Consider the following 13,736-nt stretch of genomic DNA (forward strand, 5'->3'; position numbering starts at 1 on the left):
ACAATGCAGCAGCACCGCAGCAAGATGCTGGCATTCCTGCTTAATATGATTCCTGGCCTGGGGCACTATTATTACGGCAGCCGGCTGAAGGGTTTTATTTACGGCTTTATCTTTTTTGGCAGCCTGGGCGTTGCCTTTCTTGCACTCGTCGCAGGGAATAATGAGGGCTTCGCCGCCCTGTGTCTTTTAGCGGCAGCCGTTATCTGGTTCATCAGCATGTTCGGTATGGTAATCAGGCTGATCCGGGAACCGGATTATCCGCCATACTATCCTTCCTATCCCCAGCAGCATGCCCACATGCCGGGTGGTCCGGAGGGGCCGTTTGAGCAGCAGCCGTACGGATTCCAGCCTCCTGAGGGTTATACCCATCCGGATCAGGGCAGGGAGCCGCGGCGGGAGAGTGAGCGCTTCTACACGATTCTCCTCTCCTTTGTCCCCGGCCTCGGCCATCTGCATCTAGGCCTGCTGCAGCGCGGGCTGTCGTTCCTGATCGGGTTCTTCGGGCTTGGCATCATGCTGGTGTTTGTGGCTGGCATAACCGGACAGGAGACCGTCCTGGTCTTCCTGCTCCTGCTGCCGGTGCTGTGGCTGTACTGCATGTTCGATGCAGCCCAGCATGTGAACCGCAAGCAGGCCGGAGAGCTGCTTGAAGACAAGACGATCTTCGAGCAGCTTGAGCATGGCAGAGGCACAGGCAAAAAAAGCAAGGTTCTCGCAACCCTGCTGGCAGCCTTCCCCGGAGCCGGACATATGTACCTTGGACTGCAAAAAAGAGGGCTCCAGCTGATGCTCATCTTCCTCGGAAGCATCTATATTCTGGATCTGCTTAATCTTTCGCTGTTCCTGTTCTTTATCCCGATTGCCTGGTTTTACAGCTTTTTTGACGGAATGCAGCAGGCCGCTAAATACGGCAGGGAGCCTCTCTATGACAAACCGGTCATTGAAGGCTGGACCCGGTATCAGGGCTGGATCGGCGGCGCACTTCTGTTCCTTGGTGTCTATTATCTGTTCATCCGGATTGTTGTACCGGAGCTCAACTTGAATTACGGCTTTTACATTGCCCGGATTCAGTCGTATATGAACACCGTCGTTGTTGCTCTGCTGATGATCGGCGGAGGCATCCGGCTGCTGTCCAGCTCACGGAAAAAGAACACCGAAGCGGAGCGGTTCCTCAGGGCACTGGAGCGCGAAAACAAGTAGAAACAGCAAAACAGCACGTTCCCCCGGTAAAGGGGACCGTGCTGTTTGCTGTTCAGTGAACGATTGTCCGGCATTCATTCCTGCTCTTACATCTGAGTCTCGCCGTCCGTTCCGGCTGGTGCGGTAGTGCCAGCGTCCGCTGGTGCAGTAGTGCCGGCATCAGCAGGAGCAGTGCTGCCTGCGGTTCCGCGATCAGGTCTTGTACCACCGCCCATGCCGCCTTGGCCGCGTCCGCCGCCCATGCCGCCCATACCCTGGGTTGCTTCGGTGACACCCGATTCATTCAGCCAGGTTACGCTGCTGGAGAGGTCAAAGCTTACAACTTCTGTGCCGCCGCTGTAAGTGCCGTCAGTGTATACGCCGTCCACTGCGGTGCCTGTAGAGCTTCCGCCGGTAGAGAGCGTGTAGGAGCCGCCTTCTTTCAGGTCAGGTGAGCTGATTACAACCGAACGGTAGCTCTTCGCTGGAGCGAAGGTAGCAACGGTGTTGCCGTCACTGTCTTTCAGATTCACCAGCTGCCCGGCTTCCTGCGAATCTGTGAATGTCATGGCAATGGAGTATTGGCTGGAAGAATCGCCAGGTGCCTGAAGCATACCTGCGCTTCCTGCTACGATCAGATATCCGCCGGTGACTTCAAAGGTTCCGTCAAAGTCCAGCCCGCCGTTGCCGTCATTGGTCGGTCCGTAGACGGTAACGGTGCCGCCGCTCATTGTGATCGAGCCGTTGGAGTCCAGACCGTCGCCTGAAGCATCTACAGTCAGCGTTCCGCCGGTAATCGTGAGCATATTGCTTCCGGAGCTTGCAAATTGATCTTGTCCGCCTGCAGCCTGACCGCTGTTAGTATCGTTGCCGCCGGCTACATTAACGCCGTCATCGGAGGCTACCACATCGATGTCACCGCCGGAGATGGTGATATTGGCACCTTCAATTCCTTCATAGCTCTTGATGATATTCACGGTGCCGCCGGAGATGGCTGTCAGACTGTCAGCGTGAATACCGTCATCGCCTGTCTCAATCTGGAACTCCCCGTCTGTAATCGAGACGCTGCTGTTGCTGTGCACCGCATCATCCGCGGAGTCGATCTTGAAGCTGCCGCCGTTAACGGTAAGATCGCCGCCGGCCTTCAAGCCTTTCATACTGGCTGACTCTGTTGCGGCTGCGGCTGTTGTATCCGTGGACGCTGCTGCATTGGTATCTGCCGGCGCAGTAGTCCCGCCTGCCGTCCCGGCTGCCGCATCACCTGCCGGCATTTCCGGCGGTGTCCCCTGACCGGCTGCATCTCCCGCCGGCATCTCAGGCGGTGCCGCCTGGCCGGTTGTGCCGTCCGCTGAAGGAGCCTGGCCGCGCATTCCGCCGCCCATACCGCCTCCGCCAAAGCCTCCGCCACCGAAGCCGCCTTGATCACCTGTCTTCACTTCAGCGTTGGCACTGCCGCCGCCGGTCACCAGATCGAATGTGCCGCCGTCGATGACAAGGGAGGTTTCACCCTGAATACCATCATTGGCTGCTGTAATGTCAAAGCTTCCTCCGAAGATCGCAATGAAGCCCTTCTCTGTATCCTCGTCATTGGTCGACTTGATGCCGTCGCCTTCTGCTGTAATGGTAATGCTGCCTTCCTGCACAGCTACCAGGTCTTTACCGACCAGACCATCATCCGCTGCTGTTACCTCGATAATACCGGAGACAATTTTCAGATCATCTTTGCTCGTAATGCCGTCGTTGTAGTTGCCGTTAACCTTCAGCGTACCGGTTCCGTTAATGGTCAGATCGGCCTTGCTAAAAATCGCTGCACTAGGCTCATCTGTAGCTGCATCCGGGTATACATATTCTGCCGCGTCGGTTACCGTGTTCACCGTGCCGTCTTCCAGCGTCATGATGACCTTGCCCGCTTCCTTGATGTAGACCGGTGCGCTGCTGCTGTTCGCAAGCGTAACCCCGTTCAGCACCAGATGCACGCTGCTCTTATCCTGTACATCGATAATAATCTGGCCGTCACTCAGGGTGCCGCTCAGCACATAGGTTCCGCCGGCTGAGATTGTGACTGTGCTGCCGGAAGCGGTTGCTCCCGAGCCGGTTACAGTACTACTTGTTCCACTTAGCACAATCGCGGTGGCGCTGTCAGCGCTCCAGGCTGTAGCCACATCTTCTTCATCAAAGCTGACGAGATCCGCCGCCTTCACACTTGCCAATTGTACATTTGCTGTTGTTGCGCCAGTTGCAGCTGCTGTAGTCACTGCAGCCGTAGTTGCCGAAGAGGAGGAGGTGGAGGCATTGCCGGTTGTGCCGCAGGCTGACATGACAGCTGCGAGCAGCAGGATCAGCCCCGCTTTACTTGCCATTATAAATTTACTCATATCTGATCAATCCTTTCAGTCTGTGTTAGTATTCCGTAGTTGTAGGGCACATTGTCAGTGACAGATCCAGGTTACCGTTTCGGGTACGGATAGCATCAAGGAACTCCTTCTGGCTGGTCTGCTCATCAAGGGTAACGTTATACACCAGCTCATACAGGCTGCCGAGCTCGGTGGTTCTGATCTTTTTCAGCTCATAAGCAACATTAAATTTGTTGAATACTTCAGCAAAGGCTTCTTCATAGCCCAGATTCTCAGGAATCGTAACCTTCAGCGTTTTTTGCACGGACTTTCTTACACCAAAGCCGGTGCGGTTCAGGATAACCATGATGATGCAGAGAATAACGGTGAACAGGACCGCATAACCGTAAGCGCCGACGCCGCAGGCGAGGCCTGAGGCCATCGTGAACAGGACAAAGGTGATGTCTTTAGGATCGCCGGGCGCGCTGCGGAAGCGGATGATGGAGAACGCTCCGGCGAGGCTGAACGCTCTGGCTACGTTGCTGCCGATTAAGAGAATGATGATGGCTACAATGACCGGCAGCAGCACCATAGTGAGCGTGAAGCTTTGCGAATAGCCGGCAGGGCTTGTTCTCATATAAGTGAAGCTGATTAGCGCACCCAGCGCCAGGGAGATCAGGATCGTAAGTACCGCGTTACCAAAAGTTAATGCCGTACTGTCAGACACGGCGGTAAAAATGGAATCAAGCATACAATACACTCTCGCTTTCTACTTTGCTGTTTCTCAGCATTTTTTTATATTCGTTGCCGTATTTGGAGAAGCTGGTGCGGTACATCTGGTGCTCGGAGAGCATTTTGGACAGCCAGACCGGAATCGTCTTCTCTGCTTTGACTTCCATCAGCCACTGCCCCGGTTCCATCAGCTGCTCGCCGTGTGTGCCGTGCTCCATCTTCAGGTCATACCGCCGGCTTCTGATATTCGTATCAAAGGTAATGCGCAGATCCCGGTTATTTTTGCAGAACAGCGCTTTGCGGTCATACGACAGATACACCATCGGCTTCAGATCATAGCAGCTCAGGAAGTATTTGATTTCCTCAACCACCTGCTTGTTCATGTAATCCTTGTACTCTGGCGCAATGCCTGTGCGGACAAATTCGTAAGCTTCGTCCAGCTTGAGCGAGGTTCTTCTTTTATTGACGAGGCCGAAGACCTTCTTCTTAATCTCCAGGTACACCCTGGAATCGCCATTCGGGACACCGTACGCCCGGAGGCGCAGCTTCTCTTTGTATTTCGGCTTGGACAGGCTGTTGCGGATCAGCGTATTGCTCGGTGTGTCGTAGTACAGATTAGTAATGGAATAAAACTCATGCTGTTTGTTGTAATCATCCGGTTCCATATATTCGAGCAGTTCGTTATAGAGCTTCAGGTAGGCTGCATGATCGAACAGGTATTTGTTTTCGTAGCGGTTAAAAACCTCGATAGCCATCTGGGATCAAATCCTTTCTCAAGTTAGAGTGTTTCGTGTGTCTCGCTTGCCTATGAATGTATCTTAGCTGGCAAACCTTTAATGAATCTTAAATGGATTTTACATTGCGTTAATTTTTTCACACCGGCTTTACAAAGGGCTTCTGCGGCACAAGATCAACCCCGCTATATAGTAGAAGCTAGGAATTCTGTCTCCGCAGTTAAGGTTGATTAAAGGTAATCTTGCTATAATGACGTAAGTTACAAGACAGACATTAAGCTAAACTGGGGATGATGACTGGGTGAGAATTTTAATAGTGGAGGATGAGGTGCATCTGGCCGAGGCCGTGACCCAAATTCTGAAAAAGCATAACTATTCAGCGGACGCCGTACATGACGGCAGAACGGGGCTAGATTACGCGCTCAGCGGGATTTATGATCTGCTGCTGCTCGACATCATGATGCCGGAGATGGATGGAATCAGCCTGCTGCGGGCCCTGCGTAAAAAGAGTATCCCGACCCCCGTCATTTTCCTTACGGCCAAAGGGGACACCACCGATATGGTAACGGGGCTCGATTACGGTGCAGATGACTATATTGCCAAGCCTTTCTCCTCGGAGGAGCTGCTGGCCAGAATCCGGGCGGTGCTGCGCCGCAAGGGCGAGGTGCTGCCGGATGATGCGCTGAAATTCGGGGATCTGGAGCTGAATACGGCTAACCTGAAGCTCACTGTGGGCGGCAAGGAAATGAAGCTGAACCTGAAGGAAAGCGAGCTGCTGGAGCTGCTGATGGTGCGCAAGCAATCGGTGACTTCCAAGGAGCAGATTATTGAGAAGCTGTGGGGCTTTGATTCGGAGGCCGAGCATAACAATGTGGAGGTCTATATTTCTTTTCTCCGCAAAAAGCTTACGTTTCTCGGCGCTTCTGCGCGGATCAGTACGCTTCGGGGTGTAGGTTATGTACTAGAGGTGGATGCCTGATGTTCAAAAAGCTCAGAAACCGCTTCCTGATCGTCAATCTGGTGACCATCTCCGTGATGATGCTGGTCGCCTTCGCTACCATCTATACAATCAACTATTTGAATGTGCAAAATGACATCAGCTTTGATCTTCAGCGGATTACAGAGGCTTTCCAGAAGCCGGGCAGCGGGGAGCACCGCGGCGGGGGAATGAACGGCGGAGCTGCCGGAGGGATCGAGGGTGCGCCGGCCGGCACTATAGACAGCGGAACACAGCGCCCGGAGGGCGGCGGCAGCTTCGGAAGGATGGGCGACAGTCCGCCGCCGGAGCGTTCGATCTCCTTTATGATTGAGACCGATAACGATTGGAAGCAGACAGGTACGCCAACCTCACAGCTCAGCATGGATGATGAATTCTATGCCCAGGCGCTGCAGACCGCTGTTGATATGAATAAAACAACCGGAAGATTTGAGCTGGACGGGAGTCTCTGGGCTTTTGAAACCAAGCCGACCGCCGACGGGCATATGCTTGTTTTCCTGGACATCACCTCCCAGCAGAAGATTCTCACGAACATGGTCTATATCTTCTCGGTTGTCGGTATCGCGATGCTGATCATTCTCTATTTCACCAGCCGCTACTTTGCGAACCGCTCCATCAAGCCGGTGCAGGAAGCCTTTGATAAGCAGAAGCAGTTCATTGCAGATGCTTCGCATGAGCTGAAGACGCCGCTGGCCATTATTAATACGAATACCGATGTGCTGCTGTCAAATCCCGAGGATACGATTCTGGAGCAGTCCAAATGGCTGCATTATATTAAATCCGAGACCGAGCGGATGGCTAAGCTGACGAGTGACCTGCTCTATCTGACCGAAATGGATGATTCCCGCACCGGGATGGTTCATGCCCCCTTCAACATCAGCGAAGCGGTCGAAAATATTATCCTGACGATGGAGGCCGTCATCTTTGAGAAGAATGTCGCGCTTGAATATGACATCGAGCCTAATCTAACCGTGCACGGCAACAGCGAGCAGATCAAGCAGGTTGTCATGATCCTGCTGGACAATGCCGTCAAGTACACCGGGCCGAAGGGTGAAGTCACCCTGTCTCTGCACAAGCAGCATAACGACGTGCTGCTGTCCGTCACCAATACCGGCGAAGGGATTGCCGCGGAGCATCTGACCCGGATCTTTGACCGGTTCTACCGCACTGATACCTCCCGGGCCCGCAAGCAGGGCGGCTACGGCCTTGGCCTCGCCATCGCCAAGTCCATTGTTGAGCAGCAGCATAAGGGCAAGCTGTATGCGAAAAGTACGGTCGGGGAATCGGCTACGTTTTATGTGCAGCTGTCTTAATAGGCCTACAGCAAAGAGGCTGGTCACGGGACCAGCCTCTTTGTCTATGATATGGCCCCGAATCTCAGCGCACAGATAGTCCCCATCCGGAAACAGCGTGCTGCCGGTAGTAAAGACCCTCCCTACAGCATCACCCTGTGCTCCATTATATTTTTCATGCTGATATGGGATTTGGACGGCCCGAGCCTGACCAGCGAGTCCTGAAATTCAGCCAGCTCGGCAATGGATGCTGTGCGCACCTGGAGCAGATAATTATATTCTCCGCTGATACGGTATAGATCAGTTACCTCCTTCGCTCCTCTGCAGAACTCAACAAGCTCCTGGCAAAATTCCGTTTTCAGCAAAATAAAAGTGGTTGTCCCCCGGTCCATCGCCTGCAGGTTAAATACAGCTGTATACCCTGAAATAATGTTCCGTTCCTCCAGCTTCAGCATCCGTTCTTTAACGGACGGCTGTGACATTGATACTTCTCTGCTGATCTGCGATATCGGCATCCGGGAATTTTGCTGCAGCAGCCGCATAATTTTGAGATCAATCTCATCGAATAATAGCTCCATAGAAACCTCCGTTAAGCAAAATATAAATAGTAAGGCAAACCGGCTTAATACCCTTATTTTATATTAGCACAACACGTTAAAATCCTCGTTTTCCTCATATAACTCTCTATTGATGATCTCTATAATAAAGGCAATTAAGAAAGGAGATGTTCCCTATGGGCGTAAAAGGACTGTCCCATGTAGCTATCCAGGCCAACAATTATCAGGCAACGATTGCCTTCTACACCGAAGTGCTCGGCTTTAAGGTCGGACATCACTGGAGTCTGCCGGCCTTTATGATTGAAGATGCTTCCATGCTGGTATCCCCCGACCGGAGAACCTGTATTGAGGTCTTTGATAATAATGCCGCAATCCCCGCCCAAGGCAAAAAAGCAGCCTCTGATGAGGAGGTCGCACACGGAGCTATCCTCCACCTCGCCTTTTACGTGGATGATGTCGAAGAAATCTACCAAAAAGCCCTTGCTCATGGAGCAAAGACCTTTGTCGAACCCGGCACGTTAGCACTCGGAGAACCGCCGCTGACCGTAAAAAACGCAGTCATTCACAGCCCCAACGGCGAGGTGATCGAGTTTATAGAGGAAGTGGATTTTGATGTGTCTGCAGAGCACTTATAATTTTTGGAGCTGCACCTGAAACCAGGCAGAGGATCCCTCCGTATCAGAGTTATTACCGATAAGGAGGAGATTCACAGCATGTCCATGTTCAAAAGAATGCTCGCAAGCGCCGGAATCGGCGCCGCTGAAGTAAATCTCATGCTTCATCAGGATGTAGTAAAAGCCGGGGATACACTCAGCGGTATTGTCCGCATCCAGGGCGGACGTGTGGATCAGAAGGTGGATGATGTGTATGCCTTCGTCAAGACCCGTTACGTGAAGGAGCATAACGATTCCAAGAGCCATGTAGAGGCTACCATTGCCAAGTTCCTGCTGGCCTCCGGCTTCACCGTGGAAGCGGAGCAGGTCTATGAGTTCCCGGTATCCTTCCAGCTTCCGCCCGTAACACCTGTGACCATGGGCAAAACTCCGGTATGGATTCATACCGGACTTGATATCAAAGAAGCTGTCGACCCGAAGGACGAGGATTATCTCCAGGTGCTGCCTCATCCGCATTCGGCACTTGTCCTGGATGCTGCAGCCCAGCTCGGCTTCCGGCTCCGCGAGGTCAGCTGTGAACACGCTCCTTATTACGGCAAAAGAAACGGACTCCCCTTCGTCCAGGAATTTGAATTCCAGCCTTCCAGCCAGTTCCGCGGCCGGCTGGATGAGCTGGAAATCATGTTCTATCCGGATGAGCAGGGCGTTGAGCTGCTCCTGCAGATCGACCGCAAGGCGCGCGGCTTATCCGGGCTGTTGGCTGAAGCGCTTGATGCCGATGAGAAATTCGTGCGGCTGCGCCTGGACCGTGCTCACCTGGCAGCAGGCACCGGCCATGTTGCCGATCAGCTGCTCGCGACGATCAACAAATACGCATAACGGCATTAGTACAGAAAAGCGGCTGGACGGATCATTAATCCGCCCAGCCGCTTTTCTATGCACGCACCCTCAATATCCAGGGCGCAGAATATTTTGCAGATAACCGCTTAACGCCTGAGCCGCGTGCTCGTGGGCTAATCTCCCCGGATGGCTTCGTGCGCCGGCGCTTTCCGGGGTCATATCAGGCAGTTGAAAGACAGACGCTCTCTTGTCTCCTGATCTGCTTACATAGCTGTCCACTGCACGGCAGATTGCCGGCATCATCGGAGTCCCTAGCATGCCGTACGCCCAAACCAGCTGAGCCTGCGGATTGTAGTATCTGAGCTTCACAAGAAAGGCTTCTGCCGCCCTCTCGAAAGCCTCCAGATCATGCTCATTAAAGGAGCCATCTTCGTTAAGCCGCTGCTTATAGGCCTTGCCGCTGAGCGGATCATTCCATTCCGGTGAATAGAAGGCGCCCCCGTCATTGGTGCCCAGATTGATGACCACTGCATCCGGCTGCCAGGCCTCAAAATCATTGATCTGCAGCGCGCCAAGCGCCTCATTGCGCTCTCCGCCCAGCAGACCGCATACCTGGCTGTAATACTGGGGAATATTACGGCTTGGATTGTTATCCCAGCTGGTCAGCACACCCCAGCCGCTCTGTGAAATAACGCGATAGTCTGCATCCAGCGCCTCAGCTGTCATTGCTGTATAGTTGACAGTTGCGCTGAACCACACCGGAATCCAGTCCTCCTCCGGCTTGGCGCCGACAACCCCTTCACCTGAGGTAATGCTGTCCCCGATGAATTCAAGCTTCAGCGCTTTATCCGCGACCGGCAGAAATTCCCCGCCGGACTTAACAGCATGTATCTGCAGCAGACATCCCGGATCATCGCTCATGGCCTGCAGCTCCCTGACGATCCGGACATTTTTCACAGCATTCCCGTTCATTCCCCGGAATACACAGATCCAGCGTCTGCCTGCAGTAATCATCTGTCTGCTGACAGGAACGTTGTTGATCAGCATGCTGATCCAAGGCTCGTGCTGATTATAATCAGCCTCGACCTCAATCCACAGCTCTGATCCCCTGATGTTAAATTCAACTGCGCTGCCAGTCCAGAACAGCGTCAGGGGGGACAGGCTCCCTGTTGTTCTGCCGTGAACCTTGAGATGTGCAACCTCAGACAAGGCTGCGGCTTGCAGCTTTCCGTTCTCTTCCATTCTTACGTTCCTCCCGGCTTTCTCCCAAGCTTAACTAGCCTTGCTTGATTGGTGCCGCCAGTACAATCTGTCCTCTTGGTGTTTCTCCGCCTGCATCCGGCTCCAGTGTGATGGCAACCGTATCGTATTGCTGCGGCTCAAAGGTATAGTACAGTGCGCCGTTGCCTCCCTGGGCTACGAAGGTGCCCGCGTTCTGTGGAACATCCCCTTTAATCAGCCATACCTGGTAGACTTCGGTTCCTGTAAGCTCCGGCAGACCCTCCGCTTGTACGACAAGATGCGTACCGCCGGTGTCAGCAATAATGGTTGCCAGTCCTTTGGAAGCAGCTTCCACTGCCGACGGACTGAGCACAACCGCTTCATTCACCTTGGTTTCCTGAAGCGGCCCAGCGCTGACATCTGCCTGGCGCTGCAGCTGACCGATATCCTGGCGCAGCTGGCCTGTATAGATGAGCAGTCCGACAACCGCTGCTGCAAGCCCTGCGCTCAGATAACGCTGGAGCGGCTTCTTGCGGGGTACAGGTACAGTCTTCACTGTAGTTTCCCGCTCTGTCCGGACAGGTTCCGGCATCACGCTTACAGGATTCGGAGCCTTCTGCACCGTAGCCTCCGCTTCGGTTACCCGGGACAAAATACGTTTCTTCATGCCTGAAGGCGGTAGAGCAGGCTCAGAAGCAAGAGGAAGCAGCTCAATTACCTGGCGGTATTCTTTTACCAGTTTCTCACATTCAGGGCATTCCTGTAAATGAACCTCGAACCGCTCCATTTCATCATCCTGAAGTGCGCCCAGCGCATACAATTCAGCCCATTCACACAAATCTGTATTCTCCTCAGTCATGAGCCTGATCCCTCCTTCCCCAATGGATTAACCGCTTCTGCAGCTGCCTCATAGCCAGCCTTACCCTGCTCTTAACTGTACCCAGCGGAACAGCCACATGATAAGCTGCCTCTTGCTGCGTAAGGCCCTGATAATAAATAAGATCCACCACCTGCTGCTGATCCCTGCTCAGCTCCAGCAAGGCTTCTCTTACCTGTTCCCCCGCCAGCAGCATTTCCACCATATCCTCAGTCATTGCCCCGGTGTCACGGAGCTGCTGTACTTCCTCCGAATCTGCGGACTGCTGCGCAGGCCGTGTATTTGTCTTGCGCAGCAGGTCAATCGCAATATTGCGTGTAACCGTAAACATCCAGGTCGGCAGCTTGCCCTTAGTAGAGTCATACTGCTCCGCATTTTTCCAGATTCGCATAAATAATTCCTGCATGACTTCCTCGGCGGCCATTGAGTCCTTCACAATCCGGTAGGCAAAGCTGTAAATCATCTGCTCGTACCGGTCATAGAGCTTTTCGAGGGCATCCGGGTCCTTTTGCCTGATCAGCTGCATTAATTGTACGTCGTCAGCGACTTCGTTCAATTGTTCCCCCCCATTTCCCCAGCGTAGTTGGATATATAGTATTTTAAAATTTATATTCTAAAAAGTGATCCAACTTCAGATTACTTACGTTCCACTGAGTATAACCGCTTTTGATTAGCGGCTCAACTTTGAATGAAGGAGTGAACACAAATGAAAAAGCTGCACAGTAAGCTGGCCATCTTAATGCTTTGCCTGAGTTTATTTATACCCGCACTTGCAAATGCCCACGAGGTGGATACGAATGGTGCTGCACCGGAATTGCAGACGGCTCTTGGTGAGCTGCTGGGTGAGCATGCCCTGCTGGCCGTAATTGCGATGCAAAAGGGCTACGACGGTGCTGCAGATTTCAATGATGCCGCAGCCGCACTCGGCAAGAACACAGATGACCTGTCCGCCGCGATTGCTTCGGTATACGGCAGTGCCGCCGGCGAGGCATTTAAGCCAATCTGGTCCTCCCATATCGGATATTTTGTAGACTATGTGAAAGCGACCGCTGCCAGAGATGAGACCGGACGGCAGAAGGCGGTTGCCGAACTAGAGGGCTACCGGATGAAGCAGGCGGAATTCTTCCACAATGCCAACCCGGGCTATTTTGAAACGGCTGCCCTTGCAGACGGGCTGAAAATGCATATCACCCATCTGCTGGACGCCTTCAACAGCTATGTTAATAAAGATTATACGGCTGCCTACGAGGATACACGGACTGCCTATGCACATATGTTCATGACAGCCAAATCACTGGCTGCCGGCATTCAGGCCCAGTTCCCTGCCAAGTTCCCTGCAGGCACCACAACATCACCGGGTATTGACCTGCGCGCAGGACTGGGACAATTGCTGGGTGAGCATGCCACACTGGCTGCACTCGCCATGCAAAAAGGAATCGACGGTGCTCCGGACTTTACCGCAGCAGCGGCTGCCCTGAACAGCAATACGAATGACCTGTCTGCAGCGATTGCCTCCGTATACGGCACAGCAGCCGGTGACGCCTTCAAGCCGATCTGGTCTTCCCATATCGGATATTTTGTAGACTATGTAAAAGCTACAGCCGCTAAAGACGAAGCCGGACGCGGACAGGCTGTTGCCGCACTGGAGGATTACCGGATGAAGCAGGCCGTATTTTTCAATACAGCAAATCCGGCCTATTTCGAAACAGCAGCCATTGCTGAAGGCCTGAAAATGCATATCGGCCACCTGCTTGATACCTTTAATAGCTATGTAAATAAAGATTATGCCAATGCTTACAGCCTTGAGCGTACTGCCTATTCCCATATGTTCATGACCGCAAGCGAGCTGACTGGCGGCATTGTTGCCCAATTCCCGGACAAGTTCCACGGAGTGACTTCAGCTGCCGCCGGAGAAATGACAACTATTTCAATGAAAAAAGGCAGCAAAGCCGTAACGGTTAACGGTACGACCAGCCAGATGGATGTTACTCCGGTTATGAAAAACGGCAGTCTCTTCATTCCGCTGCGTTACCTTGGTGAAGCCATCGGCGTCAAGGTTACCTGGGATAATGCCAAGAAAACACTCTGGATCATGGACGGTGACAATACCGCGGTGTTCTGGGCCGGACAGTCCTACATGGAGCTGAACGGAGAGCGTAAGAACATCGGAGCCCCGGTCTTCCTGGACAGCGGCCGCGTGCAGGTTCCGGTCCGGTTCATCGCCGAGCTGCTCGGCTGGAAGGTGAATTATACTCCGGCTGATGGAACGGTTACGCTGACAAAAGCAATGGCCGCAACAACAGCGGCGACGGAGCACAGCCATTAATGAATTAGATTTAGCTAAAAGAAGGGCCATCCCG

At 53.3% G+C, this 13,736-nt stretch carries 13 protein-coding genes; 6 read left to right on the forward strand and 7 right to left on the reverse strand.

Annotated features, from left to right (window positions below; genetic code table 11):
• Nucleotides 1-3: 3 nt before the first annotated feature.
• Nucleotides 4-1,200, forward strand: a complete 1,197-nt coding sequence (locus R70331_RS29450) for a hypothetical protein (RefSeq protein ID WP_042181688.1) — start codon at nt 4-6, stop codon at nt 1,198-1,200.
• An 86-nt stretch (nt 1,201-1,286) separates the two neighbouring features.
• On the opposite strand, the gene R70331_RS29455 is transcribed toward R70331_RS29450, so the two are convergent.
• From R70331_RS29455 to R70331_RS29465, 3 genes are read right to left on the reverse strand one after another with little or no spacing between them, the layout of a single operon-like run.
• Nucleotides 1,287-3,554: a carbohydrate-binding domain-containing protein gene (locus R70331_RS29455; RefSeq protein WP_042181690.1), complete on the reverse strand. Its 2,268-nt coding sequence runs from the start codon at nt 3,552-3,554 to the stop codon at nt 1,287-1,289.
• Between the two features lie 25 nt (nt 3,555-3,579).
• Entirely contained in the window at nt 3,580-4,263 is a 684-nt protein-coding gene (locus tag R70331_RS29460) for a DUF4956 domain-containing protein (protein WP_042181692.1), read from the reverse strand.
• Nucleotides 4,256-4,999, reverse strand: a complete 744-nt coding sequence (locus R70331_RS29465; RefSeq protein WP_042181694.1) for a polyphosphate polymerase domain-containing protein — start codon at nt 4,997-4,999, stop codon at nt 4,256-4,258. Before R70331_RS29465 ends, R70331_RS29460 begins: the two co-directional genes overlap by 8 nt.
• 280 nt (nt 5,000-5,279) lie before the next feature.
• Between R70331_RS29465 and R70331_RS29470 the strand changes: the two genes are divergently transcribed.
• Nucleotides 5,280-5,957, forward strand: a complete 678-nt coding sequence (locus tag R70331_RS29470; protein ID WP_042181696.1) for a response regulator transcription factor — start codon at nt 5,280-5,282, stop codon at nt 5,955-5,957.
• A complete protein-coding gene (locus tag R70331_RS29475) occupies nt 5,957-7,288 on the forward strand; it encodes a sensor histidine kinase (protein ID WP_042181698.1) in 1,332 nt (443 codons plus the stop codon). The genes R70331_RS29470 and R70331_RS29475 overlap by 1 nt, the downstream gene beginning before the upstream one ends.
• Before the next feature lie 122 nt (nt 7,289-7,410).
• Here the strand turns inward: R70331_RS29475 and R70331_RS29480 are convergent, their stop codons facing one another.
• Nucleotides 7,411-7,845 (reverse strand): Lrp/AsnC family transcriptional regulator, encoded by a 435-nt coding sequence (locus R70331_RS29480; RefSeq protein ID WP_042181700.1) that lies wholly within the window; start codon nt 7,843-7,845, stop codon nt 7,411-7,413.
• 155 nt (nt 7,846-8,000) lie between these two features.
• Here R70331_RS29480 and R70331_RS29485 point away from each other — a divergent pair, with 155 nt between their 5' ends.
• The gene (locus R70331_RS29485; protein WP_042181702.1) at nt 8,001-8,459 is read left to right on the forward strand and encodes a VOC family protein; all 459 of its coding nucleotides are present in this window, start codon (nt 8,001-8,003) and stop codon (nt 8,457-8,459) included.
• A gap of 78 nt (nt 8,460-8,537) precedes the next feature.
• Entirely contained in the window at nt 8,538-9,317 is a 780-nt protein-coding gene (locus R70331_RS29490) for a sporulation protein (RefSeq protein ID WP_042181704.1), read from the forward strand.
• 69 nt (nt 9,318-9,386) lie between these two features.
• Here the strand turns inward: R70331_RS29490 and R70331_RS29495 are convergent, their stop codons facing one another.
• From R70331_RS29495 to R70331_RS29505, 3 genes are read right to left on the reverse strand one after another with little or no spacing between them, the layout of a single operon-like run.
• Nucleotides 9,387-10,520 (reverse strand): GDSL-type esterase/lipase family protein, encoded by a 1,134-nt coding sequence (locus tag R70331_RS29495; RefSeq protein WP_042181706.1) that lies wholly within the window; start codon nt 10,518-10,520, stop codon nt 9,387-9,389.
• A gap of 34 nt (nt 10,521-10,554) precedes the next feature.
• A complete protein-coding gene (locus R70331_RS29500) occupies nt 10,555-11,358 on the reverse strand; it encodes an anti-sigma factor (protein ID WP_042181708.1) in 804 nt (267 codons plus the stop codon).
• The gene (locus R70331_RS29505) at nt 11,351-11,932 is read right to left on the reverse strand and encodes an RNA polymerase sigma factor (protein WP_042181710.1); all 582 of its coding nucleotides are present in this window, start codon (nt 11,930-11,932) and stop codon (nt 11,351-11,353) included. Before R70331_RS29505 ends, R70331_RS29500 begins: the two co-directional genes overlap by 8 nt.
• A gap of 150 nt (nt 11,933-12,082) precedes the next feature.
• On the opposite strand from R70331_RS29505, the gene R70331_RS29510 reads away from it, so the two are divergent.
• Complete coding sequence (locus R70331_RS29510; protein ID WP_042181712.1) at nt 12,083-13,702, forward strand: copper amine oxidase N-terminal domain-containing protein; 1,620 nt, start codon at nt 12,083-12,085, stop codon at nt 13,700-13,702.
• The last annotated feature ends 34 nt before the right edge of the window (nt 13,703-13,736 follow it).

This window comes from Paenibacillus sp. FSL R7-0331, assembly GCF_000758645.1.
GTDB classification, from domain to species: domain Bacteria; phylum Bacillota; class Bacilli; order Paenibacillales; family Paenibacillaceae; genus Paenibacillus_AQ; species Paenibacillus_AQ camerounensis.